The 22,396-nt window shown below is 68.4% G+C and carries 18 protein-coding genes and 1 pseudogene; 11 read left to right on the top strand and 8 right to left on the bottom strand.

The features are described from left to right. Positions 1-203: 203 nt before the first annotated feature. Genes ACZYZE_RS13850 through ACZYZE_RS13840 form a run of 3 tightly spaced genes read right to left on the bottom strand, consistent with a single transcriptional unit; the run spans position 204 to position 5,909 of the window. The gene (locus ACZYZE_RS13850; protein WP_463908242.1) at positions 204-1,955 is read right to left on the bottom strand and encodes a DUF5719 family protein; all 1,752 of its coding nucleotides are present in this window, start codon (positions 1,953-1,955) and stop codon (positions 204-206) included. Continuing rightward, entirely contained in the window at positions 1,948-5,337 is a 3,390-nt protein-coding gene (locus ACZYZE_RS13845) for a glycosyltransferase family 2 protein (RefSeq protein ID WP_463908240.1), read from the bottom strand. The genes ACZYZE_RS13850 and ACZYZE_RS13845 overlap by 8 nt, the downstream gene beginning before the upstream one ends. Before the next feature lie 29 nt (positions 5,338-5,366). Further along, a complete protein-coding gene (locus ACZYZE_RS13840; protein WP_463908238.1) occupies positions 5,367-5,909 on the bottom strand; it encodes a WhiB family transcriptional regulator in 543 nt (180 codons plus the stop codon). A gap of 350 nt (positions 5,910-6,259) precedes the next feature. On the opposite strand from ACZYZE_RS13840, the gene ACZYZE_RS13835 reads away from it, so the two are divergent. Then, the gene (locus ACZYZE_RS13835; RefSeq protein WP_463908236.1) at positions 6,260-6,964 is read left to right on the top strand and encodes a TIGR03089 family protein; all 705 of its coding nucleotides are present in this window, start codon (positions 6,260-6,262) and stop codon (positions 6,962-6,964) included. A gap of 15 nt (positions 6,965-6,979) precedes the next feature. Here ACZYZE_RS13835 and ACZYZE_RS13830 read toward each other — a convergent pair whose 3' ends face one another. Beyond that, on the bottom strand, positions 6,980-7,543 hold the full coding sequence (locus ACZYZE_RS13830; RefSeq protein ID WP_463908234.1) for a GtrA family protein: 564 nt from the start codon (positions 7,541-7,543) through the stop codon (positions 6,980-6,982). Positions 7,544-7,844: 301 nt separating this feature from the next. On the opposite strand from ACZYZE_RS13830, the gene ACZYZE_RS13825 reads away from it, so the two are divergent. From ACZYZE_RS13825 to ACZYZE_RS13805, 5 genes are all read left to right on the top strand, one after another. Next, complete coding sequence (locus ACZYZE_RS13825; RefSeq protein WP_459318392.1) at positions 7,845-8,993, top strand: 5-(carboxyamino)imidazole ribonucleotide synthase; 1,149 nt, start codon at positions 7,845-7,847, stop codon at positions 8,991-8,993. Between the two features lie 101 nt (positions 8,994-9,094). Further along, positions 9,095-9,619 carry a 5-(carboxyamino)imidazole ribonucleotide mutase gene (gene purE / locus ACZYZE_RS13820; RefSeq protein ID WP_459318391.1) on the top strand — a complete coding sequence of 175 codons (525 nt, stop codon included), beginning with the start codon at positions 9,095-9,097 and terminating at the stop codon, positions 9,617-9,619. Positions 9,620-9,629: 10 nt separating this feature from the next. After that, positions 9,630-11,276, top strand: coding sequence for an LCP family protein (locus tag ACZYZE_RS13815; protein WP_459318336.1), 1,647 nt, complete (start codon positions 9,630-9,632; stop codon positions 11,274-11,276). A 76-nt stretch (positions 11,277-11,352) separates the two neighbouring features. After that, positions 11,353-12,657 (top strand): mannose-6-phosphate isomerase, class I, encoded by a 1,305-nt coding sequence (gene manA, locus ACZYZE_RS13810; RefSeq protein WP_463908232.1) that lies wholly within the window; start codon positions 11,353-11,355, stop codon positions 12,655-12,657. A gap of 4 nt (positions 12,658-12,661) precedes the next feature. Then, positions 12,662-13,675, top strand: a complete 1,014-nt coding sequence (locus ACZYZE_RS13805; RefSeq protein ID WP_459318334.1) for a lipid II:glycine glycyltransferase FemX — start codon at positions 12,662-12,664, stop codon at positions 13,673-13,675. 133 nt (positions 13,676-13,808) lie between these two features. On the opposite strand, the gene galE is transcribed toward ACZYZE_RS13805, so the two are convergent. Then, a complete protein-coding gene (galE, locus tag ACZYZE_RS13800) occupies positions 13,809-14,780 on the bottom strand; it encodes a UDP-glucose 4-epimerase GalE (RefSeq protein WP_459318333.1) in 972 nt (323 codons plus the stop codon). A gap of 145 nt (positions 14,781-14,925) precedes the next feature. Beyond that, on the bottom strand, positions 14,926-15,948 hold the full coding sequence (gene glpX, locus ACZYZE_RS13795) for a class II fructose-bisphosphatase (protein WP_459318390.1): 1,023 nt from the start codon (positions 15,946-15,948) through the stop codon (positions 14,926-14,928). A gap of 223 nt (positions 15,949-16,171) precedes the next feature. On the opposite strand from glpX, the gene ACZYZE_RS13790 reads away from it, so the two are divergent. The 3 genes from ACZYZE_RS13790 (at position 16,172) to ACZYZE_RS13780 (ending at position 19,070) form a co-directional block, all read left to right on the top strand. Next, positions 16,172-16,936: a DUF4245 domain-containing protein gene (locus tag ACZYZE_RS13790; RefSeq protein ID WP_463908229.1), complete on the top strand. Its 765-nt coding sequence runs from the start codon at positions 16,172-16,174 to the stop codon at positions 16,934-16,936. A 9-nt stretch (positions 16,937-16,945) separates the two neighbouring features. Continuing rightward, entirely contained in the window at positions 16,946-17,560 is a 615-nt protein-coding gene (locus ACZYZE_RS13785; RefSeq protein ID WP_459318331.1) for a carbonic anhydrase, read from the top strand. A 73-nt stretch (positions 17,561-17,633) separates the two neighbouring features. Further along, positions 17,634-19,070: a class II fumarate hydratase gene (locus ACZYZE_RS13780; RefSeq protein WP_463908228.1), complete on the top strand. Its 1,437-nt coding sequence runs from the start codon at positions 17,634-17,636 to the stop codon at positions 19,068-19,070. Positions 19,071-19,372: 302 nt separating this feature from the next. Here ACZYZE_RS13780 and ACZYZE_RS13775 read toward each other — a convergent pair whose 3' ends face one another. After that, positions 19,373-19,510 (bottom strand): hypothetical protein, encoded by a 138-nt coding sequence (locus ACZYZE_RS13775; RefSeq protein ID WP_463908226.1) that lies wholly within the window; start codon positions 19,508-19,510, stop codon positions 19,373-19,375. 194 nt (positions 19,511-19,704) lie between these two features. Here ACZYZE_RS13775 and ACZYZE_RS13770 point away from each other — a divergent pair, with 194 nt between their 5' ends. Both ACZYZE_RS13770 and ACZYZE_RS13765 read left to right on the top strand, forming a co-directional pair. After that, entirely contained in the window at positions 19,705-20,121 is a 417-nt protein-coding gene (locus ACZYZE_RS13770; protein WP_463908224.1) for a TetR family transcriptional regulator, read from the top strand. Continuing rightward, positions 20,118-21,725, top strand: a pseudogene (locus ACZYZE_RS13765) (MDR family MFS transporter); the annotation flags it as partial. The gene ACZYZE_RS13770 and the pseudogene ACZYZE_RS13765, both read left to right, overlap by 4 nt. A gap of 188 nt (positions 21,726-21,913) precedes the next feature. Here the strand turns inward: ACZYZE_RS13765 and ACZYZE_RS13760 are convergent. Continuing rightward, positions 21,914-22,384: an NUDIX hydrolase gene (locus tag ACZYZE_RS13760; RefSeq protein ID WP_459318329.1), complete on the bottom strand. Its 471-nt coding sequence runs from the start codon at positions 22,382-22,384 to the stop codon at positions 21,914-21,916. Positions 22,385-22,396 lie beyond the last annotated feature (12 nt).

Genomic DNA, 22,396 nt, shown 5'->3' with positions numbered 1-22,396 from the left:
GTCAGGCGTTGGGTGGGTCAGGCGTTGGGTATGTCCGGCTGCGGGGAACCGCGCTGCTCCGCGGGAGGACATGCCCAGTCCCCTCACCCGGGACCGGACATATCCGAAACATGTCCACCCGCTGGTCCCGGCGCGGGGCATGTCCCTGAGCCTGGCCATCCCACACCTGGATCTAAACCCCGACGAACCAACGAAAATTCACGCTAGTACCCCAGCGTGACCGGCACCTGTTCCTGCCCTGCCGCCCCCGGGGCGACCGCGATAGTCGACACGTCCTGCTTGCCGTCCTGCTGCAGCAGCACGGCACCATAGGCCGGGTCACCCGCGGAAGACACCAGATAGCCGACGATCGGCGAGCCTTCGACGTCGGCCGGGATCTTGATGGATGCCGTGGTGCCGCCGGCGATATCGGCGACCGCCGCGGACCGGATCTTCCCGTCCGCGGTGATCGGGGTATAGGAGATCTTGGCGCGGCCTTCCGGCGCCCCAAACACGAGGAACCGGTCCCCCGCACCGGGCACGGGGACGACGTGCTGGCTTCCGAGCCTGGCCGAGGCCGGCGACCAGGCGAGGTCGGAGGCGTCCTCAGCCTTGGCTCCCCTCGTGACACGGGCGGCGGCGGCGAAAGAGACGTCCGAACTCAACGCCACGGTGTAGGGACCGGCCGGAATGCCGGCCAGCGGGACTTCGGTGACGGTGCCGGCCTTGGCCGTGACGACGCCGCCGCCCGGCAGTGGCTTCTGGCCGTCGCGCCCGTAGATCTTGATCGCAACGACGGCGTCGGCGGAGCCGGGCACCGTGATCTGCAGGGCCGGTGCGGCATCGGCGAAGCCGAATTTCGCGGTGAGCGACGCGAGTCCGGCGGGGTCCTGGACATCGACACCGGAGATGACCTGGCGGATCGCCGGCGCCGTGCCCGGGGCAATGAAGTCGACGCCGCCGGGTGTGAGCCCGCGCAGCACACTCTGCTGGATCACCGCGGCGACGGGGCCGCCGGCACTTCGCACGCGGACGCCGAGGCGTTCCTGCCCCGGGGCCAGACCGGCCAGGATAATGGAGCGGGTGCTGCCCGGTGCCACGAGGAGCCCGCGGCTGCCCGGGGCCTGGATAGGGCCCTTTGCGCCGTAAAGGTCCAGGCTGACGGTGGCCGGCGTGCTGGAGGCGTTGCTGAGGTTGAGAACGGCTGTCCGGCCGACAGCGGTGTTCGCGCCGACGAGCCACAGATCGTTGGCCGGCTGCTGGCAGGCGGCAGCCGCCGAGCCGCGCAGGTCGCCGTCGCTGGCGGTGTAGCTCATGACGGCGCCCGCTGAGGCCTGCCGGTCCGCCAGGGCGTCGGCGCTGAGGACGCTCACGGCGTCGACGCCACGCTGGGCCACCACGCCCGCCAGCAGCACGGGCGGTCCGGCGGCAGGCCTGGCAGTAGACGCCGCCGGGCCAGGCGGGCCCGAGGCCGGGGTGCCCTTGGCGAGCTCCACGAGGGTGCTGCCCTTGAGCGAGGACAGCCGGCTGCCGGGCAGGACCCCCGCGCTTGAGCTGAGCACGACGGCGTTGACGAGGCTATTGGCGGTGGCCGATTCCGGACTGAATTGCGGATCGGTGCCCACCGGAGTGCCTTCCAGCAGCCGGGCCGGCCCGGGACACACGCCGATGCTGCTGCCGGCGGGCACGGATGCCAGCGGCACCTCAAGCTGCCGGCTACTGGCGGATCCCTGGGGTGAGAGTGCCATCGCCGATACGAGCCCGCCGCCGGCGGCGACCAGGACGAGGGCGGACAGGACTCCGGCCGCCCGGCCGCCGCGCGGAAGCGCCTTCAGCTGCGACAGCCGCGACAGCCGCGACAGCCGCGGGACGGGTGTGCCGCCTGCCGGCGGGGTGGCCGGCTCAGGCGGTGTTGCGGCGGAGTTCGCGGCGGCGTTCAGCCTGTCGTCCGCGCTGGCGTTGTTGTCCTTATGCATGCTGGTGTTCCTTACGCAGGGAGCCTTCGTCCCTGGAGAGGCCGGTGTTCGGACGGCGGGCAGGCATGGGGATGGCCAGCAGCACGGTCAGGCCGATCACGACGGCCTGGCCGATTCCGGCCCAGAGGGCCCACGGGGATTCGTAGCGGAGGCTCAACTGGCCGCCCTGGGCGGGCAGCGTGAACGCCTGCGCCCAGTCCGAGCTTGTGGCGGTCAGGCGCCGGCCGTCAAGCCAGGCGCTCCAGCCCGGATCGGCACGCTCGGCCAGGACGACGAGGCGTCCTTCCGGCCCGGCAGGCACCGCGGTATCGGCGGAGACTGCATCGGAGGGGACAAAGCCGACGGTGGCGCCGGCGCCGTCGACGATCCGTACACGGTGCGCGACGTCGGCTGCCTTGATCACCGGCTGGTTCAGCGGGCTGATCCGCCAGAGCCAGCCGACGTCCGTCTTGCCGACAGCGACGAGTCCGGGGACGGCGTCCATCCGGCTCGCCGTCAGCTGGGCTGCGGTGTCCGTGGCCCGCAGGACCACGAAACCGACCCCGAGCCGTTCCAGGTCTTCGCGCGGGTCAACGCCCTGACCGGCCACGATCGTGGCGACCACGCCGCGGAGGGAACCGGCGACGGCGTCGTCGTCGCGGACTGTCTCGCGTCCGGGCTCCCCCATGACCGGACGCGCGGCGGCGATGGCCGAGAGCGCATCGAGGGTTGTCCCTGCCCCGCGCATGAGGGACGCGTTATACGCCCCGTTCTCGCCGGTGGAGATGAGCAAGGTCCGGGCTTGCTCCGGTCCTTCGCCACGGTCGATCGCCGTGGCCGGGAGGGTACGGGACTTGGTGGGCTGCACCAGCCGCGGTATGCCGAGCCCGCCGGCCGCTGCGGCACGGGATGCCTCGGAAACAGCGGTCTCCGCGGCGGTTGCTTCCGGTGCGGCGGGCTGCACGAGGTTCTGCGCGGCCCACACGGTAAGTCCGCCGAGCGGTCCGGCGAGCAGCAGGACCATGGCCGTGACCGCGGTGGACCGGATCAGGATCTTGCGGCCGGTCGTCGCCGCGGCGGCCCGGTCGGCGGAGTCCAGCAGGCTCTCGGCGCCGATCAGCGCCGCCGCCAGGACGGCGAACACGGCCGCGGACACTGCGGGCCCGGTGAACGGGTTGACCAGGCTACTGGCGCTGACGCCGGTCGCGAGGTGTCCGGCCAGCCAGCCGCCGGCCAGCATCAGGACCGCGGCGGCCCATAGGCTGCGGGCAATCCTGACGCGCCGGCCCGGCAGGAACAAGGCGGCGAGGGCCAGCAGCAGGACAGGCGCGCCGATCAGCAAGGCAAGCAGCAGTGCCCACGGCACAGCCGGTGTCCCGGCGGAACCGCCGAATACCGGGAGTCCAGTGAGGCCGCCGCCGGCCGCGAAGCGCAGCGGCTGGCCCAGCGCCTGCTGCCAGAGCGGGGCCGCGTCAAAGCCCAGCGGCAGTCCGGGGTCGGCGAGCAGGGCCCGTGGCCGGTCGAGGGTGGAGAGCAGGAACGGCACGAACAACGCGAGGCTGGGCAGCAGCGCCCACCAGATGGTCCGGCCGCGGCGGCCCAGGAGGACGCCGCAGAGCGTCACCAGGATGAAGGAAGGCACCAGCAGGGACGGCGCTGCCGCCGTGACGACGGCCAGCGCGAGTCCGGCTGCGGCCGCGGCGGTCCACGAGGGTGTGCCGTTAATCCCTGGTTTGGCTGGCGGTGTCTCGGTGAAACGCCGCTCTCCCGGGGCGGGAACCGCATAGCGGCCGCGGCCGGCGGCGGTACCGGTGGCCCGCAACAGCGCGAGCGCCAGCAGGGGGATCATGAGGTGGGCCAGCAGCGCACCCACACGCCCCTGGTTGAGTGCCACCTGAAGGGCCGGCGCGCCGGCCCAGACGAAGGCGGCGACCAGGCGGAGGCGGCGCCGCTGGGTGAGGGCGCCGGCCGCGAACCAGGCCCCGAGGGCGGATAGCGGCATGGCCAGGAGCAGCAGCCAGATCAGGGCTCCGTTGGCATCGCCAGCGCCAAGCACACCGAAGACCCACAGCATGTAGCCGAACGGGTCGCCGTGGCCGGGAAGCCCCGCGCCCAGGGTGATCCACCAGCCGGACGCATGATTCCAGATCTCGGACAGCCGGAGGGAGGCCGGGATCAGGGCGCCTCCCGAGACCGCCTCGGCCCGCAACAGGCTCAGCAGGCCGAACAGGGACACCGCGGCGGTGAGGAGCACGGCGAGCAGTGCGCCGTTGCCCACCCAGCCGCGCTCGGAGGTGGTCAGGGCTGCGAAGTCGTCGGCAGAGTCGCCGCTGGGCTGGTCGGCCAAAGGGTCGTGGCCGGAGAGTCCCTCTCCCGGGTCGTCGCTGCCGAGGGCCTCCATCAGGGAGCGCCGGTGGGCCCAGACCTCACGCCGGGACGTCTGCAGCCCCTTGATGACGGAACGGCGGATCCGCCGGGTCCGGGCGGCATTGCGCCGGCCCCGGACGACGGCGGCGGGCCGTCCCAGTGCGGCGAATGTCGCCAGCAGCTGGGAAAACCCGTGCCCCGGGTCTTTGACCGCGATGCTCAGGACGAGTTTGAAGAGGCTCCCCAGCAGGGCGCCCATGGCGTGCAGCGGCACCTTCCAGGCAGCGGAATGCTTCAGCCGCAGGTAGACCTGGGCTTTGCGGGCCGCCGTCGCATTGCCCAGGGCATGCGGACGGTGGGACACGTGGAACATCCTGGCGCTGGGCACTACCACAACGCGGTGTCCGGCGAGCCGGTTGCGCCAGCAGAAGTCGACGTCGTCGCCGCTGCCCGGGAGCGCAGGGTCGAAGCCGCCGAGGTCTTCCCAGACATCGCGGCGGACCAGCATGCCGGCGGAGTTGACCGCGAAGGTGTCGCTGCGGCCGTCGTACTGCCCCTGGTCCAGTTCGTCGGCGTCGATGAGCGTCAGCCGCTCAGCCCAGCGGCTGGTGGAGAGTCCCACGTCGATCAGTCGCCGTTCGGCGTCCCAGTCCAGCTGCTTGCAGCCGGCCACGGTGACGGACGGTGCCCGCTCCACGGCCTGCAGCAGTTCGGCGAGAGCCTCGGGGGCCGGTGCGGCGTCGTCGTGCAGGAGCCAGATCCATTCGGAGACCGGGCCGCTGCCGTCCGGCGCCGTCCCGAGGGGGGCGCGCCAGGGCGCGAGGGCACTGAGCCCGGCCCTGGCCGCGCCGCCCATGCCGCTTCTGGCCTGGTCTAAAACGGTGACGTTGGCCTTGCCGAAAGCCTGTTCGAGGAGGGCTGCCGAGTGGTCACGGGAGCCGGTGTCCACCCCGATGAGGGCATCGGCAGGCCGGGTCTGGCCCGCCAGCGCCGCGAGGGTCCTGGGGAGAAAGTCTCCGCCGTCGTGGGAGACCACGACGGCGGTGACTCGTACTTCCTGAAGAATTAGATCGCTCGCTTCCTAAGCCGGCGCCGCTCGCGCTCGGAGAGGCCACCCCAGATACCGAACCGCTCGTCGTTGGACAAGGCGTATTCGAGGCACTGCGAACGCACATTACACGCCCCGCAGACCTTCTTGGCGTCGCGGGTGGAGCCGCCCTTCTCGGGGAAGAATGCCTCCGGGTCCGTCTGCGCACACAGCGCATCCGTCTGCCATCCGAGCTCGCCTTCATCGTCGAAGTCCTGCTGGGAGGGCAATCCGATCCAGACCGGCTGCGCGGTGGTGCCTGCGTGGAGCGTCTGCAGTTCCATCGGCGGATCGTGGAGATCGTTCTCCTGGTCCGGTCCGGCCAGAAGTTCATCGTGCGCTGCGAGGAAGGCGGTGGCCGCATCCTGCAGGGAGTCTCGGGTGTGTTCGTTGTAACGGTCTGCTGCGTCCGGATCGGCCGGATCTACGTACCAGTCACTCGGCACCCCGCGCGAACGGTATTTCGCCGTGGCCTGGCCGGCAACGACGGCATCTTCATGGATACGCTCTGCTAGCCCCATTGGCGTTCCCTCTCTGATTTTGCAGCCTTTGCCTGACACTTGGACACTCGGTTGTGTGCCGGTTTCTGCGCATTGGCTTTCGATACCTAATTACACGTGTGTAAGTATCACGGAGTCAAGCCACGGCGGGGATAATAATCAACTTGAGACACAAAATCGGGGCACGCCACGCCCGGTTTTTTTCGGCGGCAGCGGGAGGATACCGCGGATTCATAAGCTCACTGAGTACTTCCGGCTGTTTTTGCCGAAATCCCGGGGAAGTTTCGGTGAACTCCTGGGAGTGCCGGAGGACCCCTCCCGGCGGGGGTATGACAGAAATCACACCCGTGTCCCCGTGGCAAGATGATCACATGAGCATCCCGGCAATCGAACTGATGACAGCCCTGCGTTCCGGCCAGTCCACCTCGCCCCGGCTGACCTGGTACGGACCGGACGCGGAGCGCGTTGAGCTTTCCGGCCGGGTCCTGGACAACTGGGTGGCGAAGACAAGCAACCTCCTGCAGGACGAGCTGGACGCCGAACCGGGGACACGCCTGCGGCTGGATCTGCCCGCCCACTGGAAGTCCGTGATTCTTGCCTTGGCCGCATGGCAGCTCGGCATGGAAGTGGTGCTCGACGATGCCGGCGCCGATTTGCTGGCCACCGCGGATCCGGGTCCCGCCGCCGCGGAGGGGGCTTTCGACGCCGTGATGGCTGTCGCGCTCCCGGCATTGGCCATGCGCTGGGCGGGCGAGCTGCCCACCGGCGTCGTTGACTATGCCGCCGAAGTCCGCTCCCATGGCGACGTGTTTATGGCGCACGCCGATCCGGAGGCATCGCGGCGGGCCGTCCGGACAGCCGCCGGCACGCCCCATACGCACAGGGAACTGCTGGGCGGCTTCGCGGCAGCCCACGAGGAGGGGCTGCGCCTGCTGGTGCCGGCCGGTGACGGCCTGGAATCGGCGCTGGCGCAATCCCTGGGTGCGTGGAAGCGCGACGGGTCGGTGGTGCTGGTTCACCCCGATGTCGAGGTGACGCAGAAGCTGCTGAGCGGCGAACGCATCCGCGGACACTGAGTCCGCGGGCGGCCGCTAAACGGGAGGGCCGGGTAGCTCCGGATCATTGGCGGACTGCTCCGGCACCCGGACGCCCGGCTGGTGGTGCGGGTGGCGTTCGATGATCTCGTGGTCGTGGGAGAACTCCGGCTCGTCGTCGAGTTCCTTGTTGAAGACCAGGAAGCGGTAGGCGAAGAACCGCACCACGGTGGCCACGAGGATGCCGACGATTCCGGCGGCGAACAGCATGTTCTTGTCGGTCACACCGAGGCTGTACTTGGCCAGGGCGGTGAACCCCGTGGAGATGCCGATGCCGATGCCGTTGATCAGGATGAACATCAGGAACTCGCGGATGACATTGTCCTGGCGGCGGTGGCGGAACGTCCAGAAACGGTTCGCGATCCAGGAGAAGACGGTCGCGATGCTGGCGCCGACGAAGCGGGCCTTGGCCTCGCTGTCCGTCATCGGGCCGTGCATCAGGTAGTAGGTGAGCCCGTTGTCAATGATGAACGCAACACCGCCCACCGCACCGAACTTGGCCACTTCGCGCCAGAAGAGCGAGGCAAGGCCCCGCAGGCGCTCAGCAAGTGTAGTAATCATGACCCTCCGTGGCCTGTTTGATCTGTCGGCCATTGGGCCAACGGCCCATTTTAGCGCTGATTGCCGGGAGTGCGCCCCGCCCGGCTGCCTGGGCGCCGTCCCGCTGCTGCCTTGTCACCGCCGGGAAGACTGCCAATTCCTTCGGCGGCAGGCCGGCGGTCACACCGCCGAAAAGCGCCCCCTTACCGCGCCGGACCGGCACCGGGAGTCCCAAAAGCCGGGTTATGGCGAGGTTTTCGGTAGGCTGGGACTTGTGACTTTTCCTGTGATCGGTGTTGTTGGCGGCGGCCAGCTTGCCCGAATGATGGCCCCGGCGGCCACCGCCCTGGGCTTTGAGCTCCGCGTCCTTGCCGAAGGTGAAGACGTCTCCGCCGTCTCTGCCGTGGCCAAAGCCCCGGTCGGTGATTACACCGATCTGGACCATCTGCTCGAGTTCTCCCGCGGCCTGGACGTCCTCACCTTCGATCATGAGCACGTCCCCACCGGCCATCTCCGCTCCCTGCTCGAGGCCGGCGTCAATGTCCACCCCGGCCCGGATGCCCTCGTCAATGCCCAGGACAAGCTCGTGATGCGGGCCGCCATCGACCGGCTGGAACTGCCCAATCCGCGCTGGGCTTCCGTTGACGACGTGGCCGGACTGATTGCCTTCGGCGATGACATCGGCTGGCCCGTGGTGCTGAAGACTCCCCGCGGCGGCTACGACGGCAAGGGCGTGCGGATCGTGGGCTCGGCGGAGGACGCCGGGGCCACCGCAGACTGGTTCGAGGCCATGTCGCCCCTGCTGGCCGAAGCCAGGGTGGACTTCAGCCGCGAACTGTCCGCCCTCGTCGCACGGACCCCTGACGGTGAGTCCCGGGCCTGGCCTGTGGTGCACACGATCCAGGTCGACGGCGTCTGCGACGAAGTCATCGCCCCTGCACTGGACATCCCCCTGGAGGTGGCCGCCGCGGCCGAGAACGCCGCGATCCGGATCGCCAACGAACTCGGCGTCACCGGCGTCATGGCCGTGGAACTGTTCGAGACCCCCGGCGTCGGCGCAGGCTTCCTGATCAACGAACTCGCCATGCGCCCGCACAACACCGGCCACTGGACTCAGGACGGCTCGGTCACGAGCCAGTTTGAGCAGCACCTCCGCGCCATCCTCAACCTTCCGCTCGGCGCCACGGACCTGCTCGGTCCCGTCGTAGTGATGAAGAATTTCCTCGGCGGAACGAACAAGGACCTGTTCGCCGCCTATCCCGCGGCCCTCGCCAGTGAACCCGCCGCGAAGGTCCACTGCTACGGCAAGGCCGTCCGCCCGGGCCGCAAGATCGGCCACGTCAACCTCGTCGGCGGCTCCGCGGCCGAGGTCGACTCCGTCCGGGAACGGGCCACCACCGTCGCCAACATCATCCGGAACGGACGGACCCAGTCCGGCACCGCATCGGGAATCCCCGAGGAGAATGCATGAGCGCCAGCAACGCTGCCCTGCCCCTGGCTGCCCAGTCCCCGCAGGCACAGTCCACGGAAGCACAGGATTCCGGGGCCGCCGCCCCGATCGTGGGCCTCGTGATGGGCTCGGACTCGGACTGGCCGGTCATGGAGGCCGCCGCGGAGGCTCTCGCCGAGTTCGGCATCCCGTTCGAGGCCGACGTCGTCTCCGCCCACCGCATGCCCACCGAAATGATCCGTTACGGGCAGACCGCGCACGGCCGCGGCCTGCGCGTCATCATTGCCGGTGCCGGCGGCGCGGCCCATCTGCCCGGCATGCTCGCCTCCGTTACCACGCTGCCGGTGATCGGCGTCCCCGTGCCGCTGAAGACCCTCGACGGCATGGACTCCCTGTTGTCCATCGTGCAGATGCCGGCCGGGGTTCCGGTTGCCACCGTCTCCATCGGCGGCGCACGGAACGCCGGGCTCCTCGCCGTGCGTGTCCTCGCCTCCGGAACCGATGCCCTTGCCGCCCGGCTCCGGACCGAACTCCTCGACTTTGGCCAGGAACTCAACGACGCCGCCACCCGCAAGGGCGCCACCCTGCGGCACAAGGTGAGCGAAATGTTCCCCGATGGAAGCGCAGCCTCCCGGGGCAGCCGTTGAGGATCACCAGATGACCAACAGATACGCGCCCTCCCGCCGGCCTGGTCCGCAGAACAGGCAGCCGCCGGAACAGTCCCTGACAGACCCTGTCCGTTACCCCGCGGGGACGCCGGCGCCGGCCTTGAACAAGCGTGCCTTCCTGCTGATCCTGATGACGCTGCTGGTTCCCGGCAGCGCGCAGACGGTCGCCGGCAACCGGCGGATCGGGCGGATCGCCCTGCGGATCACGCTGACGGCCTGGGCCGTGGCCCTCGCGGCGGTTGCCCTCCTGGCGGCGTCCCGTTCAACGCTGATCACCCTGATCACCCACCCTGTTGCCTCGCTCCTGCTGATCATCGCCCTGGCGGCGCTGGCCGTCGGCTGGGCGGCACTGTTCATCAATACCCTGCGCCTGATCCGCCCGGTGCTGCTGGCACCCCGGATCCGCGCCGCCGTTGTGGTGGCCCTCGTGTTCGCCATGATCCTCAGCAGCGGCTCGCTGGGCTACGCCGCCTATCTCCTCAACGTCGGCCGCAACGCCATCGGCAGTATCTTCTCCAACGGACCCACCATGGAGCCGTCGGAAGGCCGTTACAACTTCCTGATGATGGGCGGCGACGCCGGGGAGGACCGCACCGGCCGCCGTCCGGACAGCCTTTCCGTGATCAGCGTGGACGCCAAGACCGGCGAGACCGCCATCATCTCGGTACCCCGCAACCTCCAGAACGCGCAGTTCAGCGAGGATTCGCCGATGCGCACGATCTACCCCGATGGCTACGACTGCGGCAACGAATGCCTCATCAACGCCATCAACACCGAGGTCACCAACGAACACAAGGACCTCTATCCCGGTGTCGAAGACCCGGGCGCGCTGGCCACGCTGGAAGCCGTGTCCGGTTCGCTGGGCATCAAGGTGCAGGCCTACGTCCTGGTGGACATGGACGGCTTCGCCAAGCTCATCGATGCCATGGGCGGCATCCGGATCAAGGCCGGCGGCTGGGTCCCGATCAGCGGCGAGACCGTCGACGAGGCCAACGGCATCCACGGCATGCCGCTGGGCTGGATCCCGGCCGGCGAAACTACCCTTGATGGCTACCATGCCCTCTGGTACGGCCGCTCCCGCGAATTCGTGGACGACTACGCCCGCATAGCGCGGCAGCAGTGCGTCCAGCAGGCCATGCTCAAGCAACTGGACCCCGCCACCCTGCTGTCGAAGTTCGAGGACATCGTCAAGGCCGGCACAAAAGTTGTGGACTCCAACGTCTCCGCCGGCCAGCTCGGCAGCTTCGTTGACCTCGCGATGAAGGCCAAGGGCCAGGAGACGAGCCGGCTGACCATCGGGCCTCCCGACTTTGATGCCTCCTTCTCCACGGTGCCGGACTTCGACCAGATCCACGAAAAAGTGGACAAGCTCCTTGCCCCCCAGGCCGCGGGATCCGCCCAGGACGGCATCCTCCAGCCGGGCACGGCGCCCGGGGCCCTCTCGGCCGCCGGCACTGCGCGCCATGGGCAGCCCGGCACGCAGCCCGCGCCGCCGCCGTCGGACTTCACCCCCGTGACCACAACGCCCGACGGCGAGCCGATCACCGAGGAGATGCTGAACCAGTTCAAGCGCGACGGCGACGAACAGTCGATCCGCGAACTGGTCGCCACCAACGGCCAGTGCGCCCCGCTCTAGGCTGCGGGACGAATGGCCCGGGGCCAGCGGCCGGGAATCAGTGACAGAACTTCAGTGACCAGAGAGGAACCAGGCAGTGCACGAACTTGAGAACGTCCTCCGCCCCTACGCCTGGGGCTCCATGACGGCCATCGCCGGGCTCCTCGGCCGGCCTGCTTCGGGCGGCCCCGAGGCGGAGCTGTGGATCGGAGCCCACCCGGACTCACCGTCCGTGGCACTGAGTCCGGCCGGCAAGCGCGCCGCCTCCGGCCGGGGAGGCGCGCACGCAGCAGGACCGGACTCCGGTGGCCGGCTGGCCCTCGACGAACTGATCGCCGGCGATCCGGAGCACCACCTCGGCAGTGAGAGCATGGCCGAATTCGGCCCTCGGCTGCCGTTCCTGCTCAAGGTCCTGGCCGCGGAAAGCCCACTGTCGCTGCAGGTGCACCCCACGCTTGAACAGGCCAGGGCCGGTTTCGCCCGCGAGGAAGCCGCCGGCATCGGCCGTTCCGCCGCCGAGCGGAACTACAAGGACGACAACCACAAGCCGGAAATGATCTTCGCACTGACCCCCTTCGAGGCACTGTGCGGCTTCCGGCCGGCGATGGAATCCCGCCGCGTGTTCCTGCACCTGGCGGCCTGCTTTGAACTGGCCGGGCTGGAGCTCCCGCCGCTGGTTCCCCAGCTGCTGGACGATCTGGCACTGCCCGCGGAGCCGGCTGCCCTGCGCGCCGCGTTCGAACGCCTGATTGCCGGCGGAGAGGGCGTCTCGCACGCGACCGCGACGATCGTAGCTGCCCTCGTCTCGGGTGCGCCGATGGCCCCGCACCAGGCGGAGCTGTCCACCGTGGTCAACCTCAACCAGCAGTATCCCGGCGACCCCGGAGTGCTCCTCTCGCTGCTGCTGAACCGGATCTCGCTGACGCCCGGGGAGGCCGTCTACCTGCCGGCCGGCAACGTGCACGCATATCTGCACGGCCTCGGCATCGAGGTGATGGCCTCCTCGGACAATGTGCTCCGTGGCGGGCTGACCCCGAAGTTCGTGGACGTGCCCGAACTGCTCCGGACCATCGCCTTCGAGGCCGTCGGCGTGCCGATGCTCAGCCCCGAAACCACAATGCTGGGCCAGGAGCTCTTCCGGCCGCCGTTCCGGGAATTCCAGCTGCAACGGATCGAGCTCGAACCCGGCGCGGAGCCCGTTCCGCTGGCACAGTCCGGAGCGGCCGTCATCATTGTGGTCTCCGGATCCGTGCTCCTCGACTCCCCCAGGGGTGACCTTCAGCTGGGGCGGGGCGCGAGCGCCTTCCTGCCCGCCGCCGAAGCTCCGGTCAATGTGCACGCCGCGTCCGGCGCCACCGGGACCGCCCTGGCCTTTGCCGTCACCACTGCCCTGAAAGCCTGAGAACGTGGATTATTTCCTGCACAGCCAGGTCTGGGCCGACTTCCAACGCGCCCTGGGCCGCACCGTTCATGAACGGTCCGGCCCGGGCTGGAATTTTCTTGCCGTCGAGGAGTCGAACCCGGCGGGGAAGCTGCTCTATGTGCCCTACGGACCGGTGGCCGCTTCCCTGCCGGCGTTCGACGCCGCGCTGGCGGCGCTGACGGAACTGGCCCGCAATTGCGGGGCCGTGTTCATCCGGATCGAACCGGTCGACGCCGGCATCGCCGCCGGCGCCGGCAGCATCGAGGCGGGGGACGCCGACGCCGTGCTGCGCAGCCGGGGCCTGCGGCCAGCACCGGCCAATCAGCAGCCCGAACTGAGCTGGATCGTGGACCTGGACCGCGACTTCAACGACGTCCTGGCAGACATGAAGCCGGTCAACCGCAACCTGTACCGGAATATCCACAAGAAGGGCGTGACATTTCGTTCCAGCCAGGACCCGGCCGAAATCTCAATACTGCTGGATTTCCTGCACAGGACAGCGGCCCGCAACGGTTTTAAGCCGCAGAGCGACGAGTACCTGAGCCAGGTGGCCCGTACGCTCATGCCTGCCGGTGCCGCGACACTTTTCGTTGCCGAGCTGGCGGGTGCACCGATCGCCGCCGCCCTGGCCTACGACTCCGCGGACACCCGCACCTACGCCCACGCCGCACTGGATGACACACACCGGAAGCTCAGCGCCGGAATTCCGCTGCTGGTCACCCTGATGGCCGATGCCAAAGAAAAGGGGTTGAAGCACGTGGATCTCTGGGGCGTGGCCCCAGCGGACCAGCCGGAGCACAAGTGGGCTGGCTTCACGTCGTTCAAGAAGTCCTTTGGTGGCCGCGAAATCGTGTACCCGGGTACCTGGGACCTGCCGGTGAACAAGCTGCGCTACAGCGGTTATCAGGTGGCCCGAAAAAGCGCACAGGCCGCCCGCCGCGGCGTCCTGGCGGCCAGGACGTTGCCCGTCCGGCTGCGGGCCGCACTCCGCCGCTAGCTTTCCGCCCCGCCAGGCCTCCCCCACCGGACATGCCCCACGGTGGACCTGGCCGGTGGACATAGACCCACTATGTCCATCCCTGGGTTCAACCACTCGGCATGTCCTCCGGTGGAAGCCGCGCTGGCCGCCCCTAGCTTCCGGAGGCGGCCTTCTTCTGCGCTTCGTAGGCGCTGGCGACCATGTCCTCGACGGAATGCCGCATCTTCCAATCCAGGTCCCGGGCGGCCAGCGTGCCGTCCGCGACAATCCGGTCAGGATCGCCCGGCCGCCGGGGGCCGATCTCCGGCTCGAAGTCGATTCCCGTCACCTTCGCCATGGCCGTCATGATCTGGCGCACGGACAGCCCGTCGCCGGAGCCGAGGTTGTATACCCGTTCCAGCGGCCTGCCGGCGGCGAGGGCCTGGGCGGCGGCCACGTGTGAGGTTGCGAGATCGGCCACGTGCACATAGTCCCGCACGCAGGTCCCGTCCTCCGTCTGGTAGTCGGTGCCGTTGATGCGGGGCGTCTGCCCGGCCGTCAGCGCGCGGAGCACGATGGGGAACAGGTTGTGCGGGCTTGTGTCGTAGAGCTCGGGCGAACCGGAGCCCACCACATTGAAGTAGCGCAGCGAGGTGTGCTTCAGGCCCCGGGCACGGCCCTGGTCCCGGATCAGCCATTCGCCGATGAGCTTGCTCTCGCCGTACGGCGACTCGGGAAGCGTGGGGGTGGCCTCCGTGACGAGGGCGCCGGTGGGGGTGCCGTAGGTGGCTGCGGAGGAGGAGAAGACCAGCTTGTCGACCTCGGCAAGTTCCATCGCCTTGAGCAGCGCAGCGGTGCCGGTGACGTTTTGTTCATAGGTGAGGAGCGGCTCCTGCACCGAGACGCCGGCGTACTTGAACCCCGCCAGGTGGATCACTCCCGTGACTCCGTGGTCCAGCATCGTGCGGGCCACCAGTTCGGCGTCGAGGATGCTGCCGTGTACAAAGGGCACCCCCTCCGGGACGAACTCCCGATGCCCACTGGACAACGAATCAATCACCACCGGCAGGATCGAGGCCGCGCGCAACGCGGCAACCACATGCGAACCGATATATCCTGCACCACCAGTAACAAGCCAAGTCATGGTTCCACCCTATCCAACGGCAGCCGTCCAAGGACAATGGCAGGCTCCGGCGGCCAGGGCGCTGGTCCTCCGGAATCGTTAAAGCAGCGGATCCCGGGGCGCGAAACGCGTCCCGGGATCCGGTGGTACCCGTGGTGCGAAAGTCCTAGCCCTTGCGGGCGTAGCCTTCCCACTTGCTGGCCTGGTGCTCGCCGTCCACGAAGCGGATGGTGCCGGACTTGGAGCGCATCACGATGGACTGGGTGAGGACCTTGTCCTTGGAGTAGCGCACACCCTTGAGGAGGTCGCCGTCGGTGATGCCGGTGGCGGCGAAGTAGCAGTTGTCGCTGGAGACGAGGTCGTTGGTGGAGAGCACCCGGTCCAGGTCGTGGCCGGCGTCGATGGCCTTCTGCTTCTCGTCGTCACTCGTGGGCCACAGCCGGCCCTGGATCACGCCGCCGAGGGACTTGATGGCGCAGGCCGAGACGATGCCTTCCGGCGTTCCGCCGATCCCCATAAGGGCGTCAACGCCGGTGCCGGCGCGCGCGGCCGCGATGGCGCCGGCGACGTCGCCGTCCATGATGAACTTGGTGCGCGCACCGGCTTCGCGGATTTCCTCCACGAGCCCACGGTGGCGGTCCCGGTCCAGAATCATGACGTTGAGCTGGTTGACCTTGACGCCCTTGGCCTTGGCGATGAGGTGCAGGTTTTGCTTGACCGGCAGGCGCAGGTCAACCATGTCGGCGGCTTCCGGGCCGGTGACGAGCTTCTCCATGTAGAACACGGCGGAAGGGTCGAACATGGAGCCGCGCTCGGCAACGGCCAGGACGGCGAGGGCATTGTTGATGCCGAGGGCAGCCAGGCGGGTTCCGTCAATCGGGTCGACGGCGACGTCGCACTCGGGTCCGGTGCCGTCACCGACGTTCTCGCCGTTGAACAGCATCGGGGCTTCGTCCTTCTCGCCTTCACCGATGACAACAACACCGTTGAAGTGGACGGTCTGGAGGAAGGAACGCATGGCGTCGACGGCGGCGCCGTCTGCCTTGTTCTTGTCCCCGAAACCAACCCAGTGGCCGCCGGCGATGGCTGCGGCTTCGGTGACGCGGACCAGTTCCAGTGCAAGGTTGCGGTCAGGCTCGTCGATCCCGACGGCGAGAGACGGGGAAAGCGTGGAGTACTTCTGGGTCATTGGCGCTGGTGTCACGTGAACCTCTTCTTCGAGTGGCGATCATCGAACCCGGACGGCCAAGGTCGATCCGTCGCGGTGATTCGTCTACTACTGATCTGGTCTGATAATGATCCGTCTGCTAATGATCATAGTCGCGGCGGGAACGTGCGTCTTGGGATGACCAATCCGTGAAACTTCCCGCTCCGATCCCGCCGGCGCCGCCGAATGTGAGATCGGCGCAGTCATGGGCGACTATAGAGGGGTGAGTGAATTGCAGGACACGTCCGCCGCAGCCCCAGTATCCCCCGCCGCCCCGGCCGGACAGGGGGCCGCCGGCGGGGTCGGCCAGCCGCCCGTCAAGCCGGTCCTCCGCCCCGGGGCAGCGAAGCGGGCGAATGCCTCCGTCATTGGCATGTTCATTGCGCTGGTGCTGAGCATCGGCGCGTTCCTCCCGATTGTCCTGATGAACCCCTCGCCGAAGTCCGACGGCTACCGGCCCGACATCAATGTCAGCGCGGTCGCCAGCAACGCCGCAGATGTGGCGGGATTCACACCGGCGGCCCCGGCAACCGGCGACACATTCCGCCCGAACTACGCCCGCTGGGAGTCCGGTACGGGGAGCGGCGTCGCGACGTGGGAAGTTGGCTACCTCACGCCGAAGGAATCCTTCATCGGCCTCGTGCAGACGCGGCAGCCCAATCCGACCTGGCTGCTGCAGCAGGTCAAGAGCGCCCCCGTGACCGGAACCCGGAACGCCGGCGGCCGCGACTGGGAGCTCCGCGACTCCGGAAAGGGCGAAAAGAGCATGGTGCTCGTGGACCGCGGCACCACCGTCATCCTGACGGGTACGGCGCAGCTGGACGAGTTCTCGGTGCTGGCCGCCGCCGTCGTGGCGTCCCTCGACAGCAACGCTGCCGGCGATGCGGCAACCGGCAGCGCTTCGGCCGGCGCCTCGCCGGGCAGCACGCCGGGAGCAACAGTTTCACCGTTTGCCACCCCTTCACCGTAAGGTAAAGCCGTGGCCACCTATCTGACTCCTGCTCTTGCCTGGCGCCGCCTCCGGGAAGGCAACGAACGATTCATTGCCGGCGAATCCTCGCATCCCAACCAGGACGCCTCGCGCCGGTCCTCCCTCGTGGAAAACCAGCACCCTTTCGCCGTGATCTTCGGCTGTTCCGACTCGAGGCTCGCCGCCGAGATCATCTTTGACCTGGGCCTCGGGGACGCTTTCGTCGTCCGCACGGCCGGCCAGGTGATCGACGACGCGGTGCTCGGCTCGCTGGAGTACAGCGTCAGCGTCCTGGGGGTTCCGCTGATCGTGGTGCTCGGCCATGACAGCTGCGGCGCGGTCACCGCCACCAAGAAGGCCGTGGAAACCGGCCAGATGCCCGTTGGCTTTATGCGCAGCCTGGTCGAACGCATCACCCCGTCCGTTCTGACGTCGCTGCGCAACAACCAGCCCGACGTCAACGACATGGTGGTCGAGAACGTCAAGCAGACCTCGCAGCGCCTGGTGGACAGCTCCCGTGTGATTTCGGACGCAGTCGAAGGCGGCCGGGCCGCCGTGATCGGGCTCGCGTACAGCCTCGCGGACGGCAGGGCGGACCTCGTTTCCGGAATCGGCGAACTCTAGGCGCTGCGGCGGGTGCCTGTCGCAAGCGGTTCACGGTTTTCGATGGAACGCCCTCTCACCCTAAGCTTGCCCCATGACTTCCAAAGCAGAGTTGAGCACCGAAGAGTTCCGCATTGAACACGACACGATGGGCGAAGTCCGCGTCCCCGTGAACGCCCTGTACCGCGCCCAGACGCAGCGTGCGGTAGAAAACTTCCCGATCTCCGGCAAGACCCTGGAACGCACCCACATTGAGGCCCTCGCCCGGGTGAAGAAGGCCGCGGCCCAGGCCAACGCAGAACTGGGTGTGCTCGACGGCGAGCTGGCCCAGGCGATTGCCGATGCCGCGGATGAGGTTGCCACCGGCAAGTACGACGGCGACTTCCCCATCGATGTCTTCCAGACCGGCTCCGGCACGTCCTCGAACATGAACACCAACGAGGTCATCGCCGAGCTCGCCACCCGCGCCCTCAAGGCCGCCGGAAGCGACAAGGTGGTACACCCGAACGACCACGTCAACGCCTCACAGTCATCCAACGATGTGTTCCCGACCTCGGTCCACGTGGCCGCGACGTCCGCCCTGATCAACGACCTCATCCCCGCCCTCGGCTATCTGGCGGATTCGCTGGGGCGCAAGGCCGTCGAGTTTAAGGACGTTGTGAAGTCCGGCCGCACCCACCTCATGGATGCCACCCCCGTGACCCTGGGCCAGGAGTTCGGCGGTTACGCCGCCCAGGTCCGCTACGGCATCGAACGCATCAATGCCGCCCTCCCCCGCGTCGCCGAGGTTCCCCTCGGCGGCACCGCTGTCGGCACCGGCATCAACACCCCGGCCGGTTTCCCGGAGCGCGTGATCGAACTGCTCGCCGCCGGGACCGGCCTGCCGCTGACCGAGGCCCGCGACCACTTCGAGGCACAGGCCAACCGTGACGGCCTGATCGAGGCCTCGAGCCAGCTGCGCAACATCGCGATCTCCTTTATGAAGATCAACAACGACCTGCGCTGGATGGGTTCGGGCCCCAACACCGGCCTCGGCGAAATCGCGATCCCGGATCTGCAGCCGGGCTCTTCGATCATGCCCGGCAAGGTCAATCCGGTCATCTGCGAAGCCTCCATCATGGTGTGCGCCCAGGTCATCGGCAACGACACCGCCATCGCCTGGTCCGGCACCAACGGTGCGTTCGAGCTCAACGTCGGGATCCCCGTGATGGCCGCCAACCTGCTCGAATCCGTCCGCCTGCTGGCCAACACCAGCCGGGTCATGGCCGACAAGATGATCGACGGCATCACTGCCAACGTCGAGCGCGCACGCTTCCTGGCCGAGGCATCGCCGTCCATCGTCACCCCCCTGAACAAGTTCATCGGCTACGAGAACGCCGCCAAGATCGCCAAGAAGGCCGTGGCCGAGGGCCTGACCATCCGCGAGACCGTCGTCGCCATGGGCTTCCTCGAGCGCGGCGAACTGACCGAAGAGCAGCTGGACACCGCGCTGGACGTTATGTCCATGACCCGTCCGCCGCACAAGGCCTAGTCCCCCCGCACCACTGACGTCAGCACCACTGACGTCCGACGGCGGCCGGCCCCTTCCCCAGCGGAAGGCGCCGGCCGCTGCCGTTCGGGCAGCCTGCGTCCGGGGCTGCTCTCCGCCGGCCACCGCCCGCTCCTTGCGGGGTGTCAGCCGCCGCCGCTGAAGCCTCCGCCATGCAGGCACCGCCAAACCGTGCCTCGCGCAGCCGGGGCGCGTCTTGGCGGACTGGGCGGAAAAGGCCGCGTCCACGTTGCCGGCCGCGTAGGTGAGGGCGTGTTCGGCCCTGTTGCCCAGGCCGCCGGCCGTCACCACGGCGTTCTGGTGGCGCCCAGATAGGTGAACTGCCAGCCCCACTGGCTCTGCTGCCGTACCACCAGTGCCTTCACCATGGCACCGCTGGCCTCGCGGGACGAGTTTTCGTGGCCGTCGGTGAGGACCGCCACCGGCACCGGCCCGCCACGGACTGCTGGTCACGGATGAAGGCCGCGAACCCGCCGACGGTGTCGTCGGCAATGGCACTCATGGAGCCTGGGCGGTCCAGGAGGACGTACACGTGAGTGAGCGCTGGGTCTGTCATGCTTCCCCAATTCCGGCCCGGGTGCGTCCCGGACCAACTCTTTCCGGCGGATGGCTGGATATGAGCAGGTCCCCCGCCGGGGAAATCTCGCGGGACCTGCTGACGGACCTGATAAAGCTCTCCCTTGAGGTTTCCGAGAAAATGACAGCCTCCGAGGAGGAGACCCGGCAACTGGTCGGGGTTGTGGCGAGGGAGCCGCAGCTCATGATGAGGATCATCGGCGCCTCTGAGGAACGTGAGGCCCAGTTCGCACAGATGCTCGCAGCCCGGGAAGGCGTCTCTCCGGACCACCCGGTGGTCCGGATGGCCGTGACACTCCTGGGCAGCATCGGCCGGAAGACGAGCGCCCGCTATTTCTCCGCGGGCAACACCCGCCCGTACCGGGACCTGCTGCTCGACAACGTCGCCGCCGCCCGCACGCTGTTTTCTCTCCCCCTTGACCTCCCGCCGTCAGACTCCTCCGGAGGATTGAAATGAGCACCGCCGTCAACACCTCACCGGCAGCCGAACCGCTGCTGCTGACCCAGAAGCGAATCTGGATCATCTTCTCCGCCCTCATCGCGGGCATGCTGCTGTCCAGCCTTGACCAGACGATCGTCTCCACCGCGGTGCCCACCATTGTCGGCAAGCTCGGCGGCGTGGAGCACCAGGCCTGGATCACCACCGCCTACCTGCTGGCCACCACCATCGTGATGCCGATCTACGGCAAGTTCGGTGACATCCTGGGCCGCCGCAACCTGTTCCTCGTCGCGATCGCCCTGTTCACGCTGGCCTCGGTCGGCTGCGCCTTCGCCACCGATTTCTGGGGCTTCGTGACCTTCCGCGCCGTCCAGGGCCTGGGCGGCGGCGGCCTGATGATCCTCTCGCAGGCCATCATCGCGGACATTGTCCCGGCCAAGGACCGCGGCAAGTACATGGGGCCCGCTGGGCGCCATCTTCGGCCTCTCGGCCGTTGCCGGCCCCTTGCTGGGCGGCTACTTCGTGGACCATCTGACCTGGGAATGGGCCTTCTACATCAACATCCCCATTGGCATCGCCGCGTTCGCCATCGCCTGGTTCACCCTGACACTGCCGAACAAGAAGGCCGAGAAGCGCATCGACGTCCTCGGCGTGCTGTTGCTCTCCGCCGCTACCGCCTGCCTGATCTTCTTCACCGACTTCGGCGGCAAGAAGGACGAAGGCTGGGATTCGCCCCTGACCTGGTCCTTCGGCGCCGCCATGGTGCTGGCCGCCACCGCCTTCGTCCTGGTGGAGCGCAGGGCCGAGGATCCGATCATCCCGCTGAGCCTGTTCAAGAACCGGATCTTCGTGAACTCCACGGCCATCGGTTTCACCCTGGGCCTGGGCATGTTCGCCGCGATCGCCTTTGTACCGACGTTCCTGCAGATGTCCTCCGGCACCTCCGCCGCGGAGTCCGGCCTGCTGATGCTGCCCATGATGGTGGGCCTGATGGGCATGGCCATTTTTCCGGTATCCGCATTTCCAAGACCGGCAAGTACAGGATGTTCCCGATCCTCGGGGCCACGCTGACCATCGCCGCGATGCTGTGGCTGACCACCCTGACCGCCGCGACCCCCATCTGGGTGATCTGTGTGCAGCTGCTGGTCTTCGGTGCCGGCCTCGGTTCCATCATGCAGGTGATCGTCCTGGTGGTGCAGAACTCGGTGCCTGCCGAACAGATCGGCACGCCGACCAGCACCAACAACTACTTCCGCGAAGTGGGCGCCTCCCTCGGCGTCGCGGTCTTCGGCTCCATCTTCACGGCACGCCTGTCCGAGTCCCTGACCAAGGCTTTCACTGGCGCCGGAGCCTCCGCCGAGCAGGCCTCCCAGTCCACCCGGACGCTGGACCCGCAGGCCCTGGGCCAGCTCCCGGCCCAACTCCAGGACGCCATTGTCAACGCCTACGCAGATTCGCTCGCGCCCGTCTTCTGGTACCTGCTGCCGTTCCTCACGATCGCCCTGGTCCTGGCGCTGATGCTGAAGCAGATTCCGCTTTCGGACACCGCGGGCATGGTTGCCCGCGGTGAGGCCGTGGGCGGCGAAGAGGCCGAGCGGCTCGAAACCGAACGCCACGCCGCCAAGGACGCCGCCGCGGCAGGTCCGGACGCTTACCCCCCCGACGTCCGCAGACGCAGACGACGACGAGCTGAGCCGGCTGCACCGTTAGCCGGCCCGGACCGGCCCCGCACCACGTCCCGCGACGCCGCGCGCCCGGGGGCGGCGGCGCCCCTGTTTGCCGTGCTGGAACTGCCCGCTGCCGGGGCCCGTCACGGCTCGAAGTGGGCGGCACCGTCCGGTTCCATCGCCCGGCGGATGGACTCCCGGTGCCCGGCCATCAGCTCCGGGAACGCCTCGGGCCGGAACCAGCCGACGGCGAGGGATTCGTCGTCGTTGACCCTGGCGTCGCCGGAGACGTACCGGCAGCGGAAGACGAGCGTCAGGAAGTGGCACACATCGCCGTTCGGATACGTCACGGGGCCCACCGCGTCCACCGAGACCAGCCGCTCGGCTGCAGCGACGACGCCGGTTTCCTCCAGGATTTCCCGCACCAGGCCTTGCGCCGGTTCCTCGCCCGGCTCCAGGATGCCGGTGATCAGGCCCCAGTGGCGGTTGTCGGCCCGCTGGCCGAGCAGCACCCGGCCGGCGTCGTCAAACACAACCGCGCGGGCGCCTGGGATCCAGAGCATCCCGTGGCCGATCTTTTCGCGGAGCCTGAGGATGAAATCGGGGGTAGCCATTCCGCAAGCCTA

The organism is Pseudarthrobacter woesei (assembly GCF_055412745.1).
The sequence above is the reverse complement of the archived record's forward strand: the minus strand, read 5'-3'. Positions and strand labels throughout refer to the sequence as shown.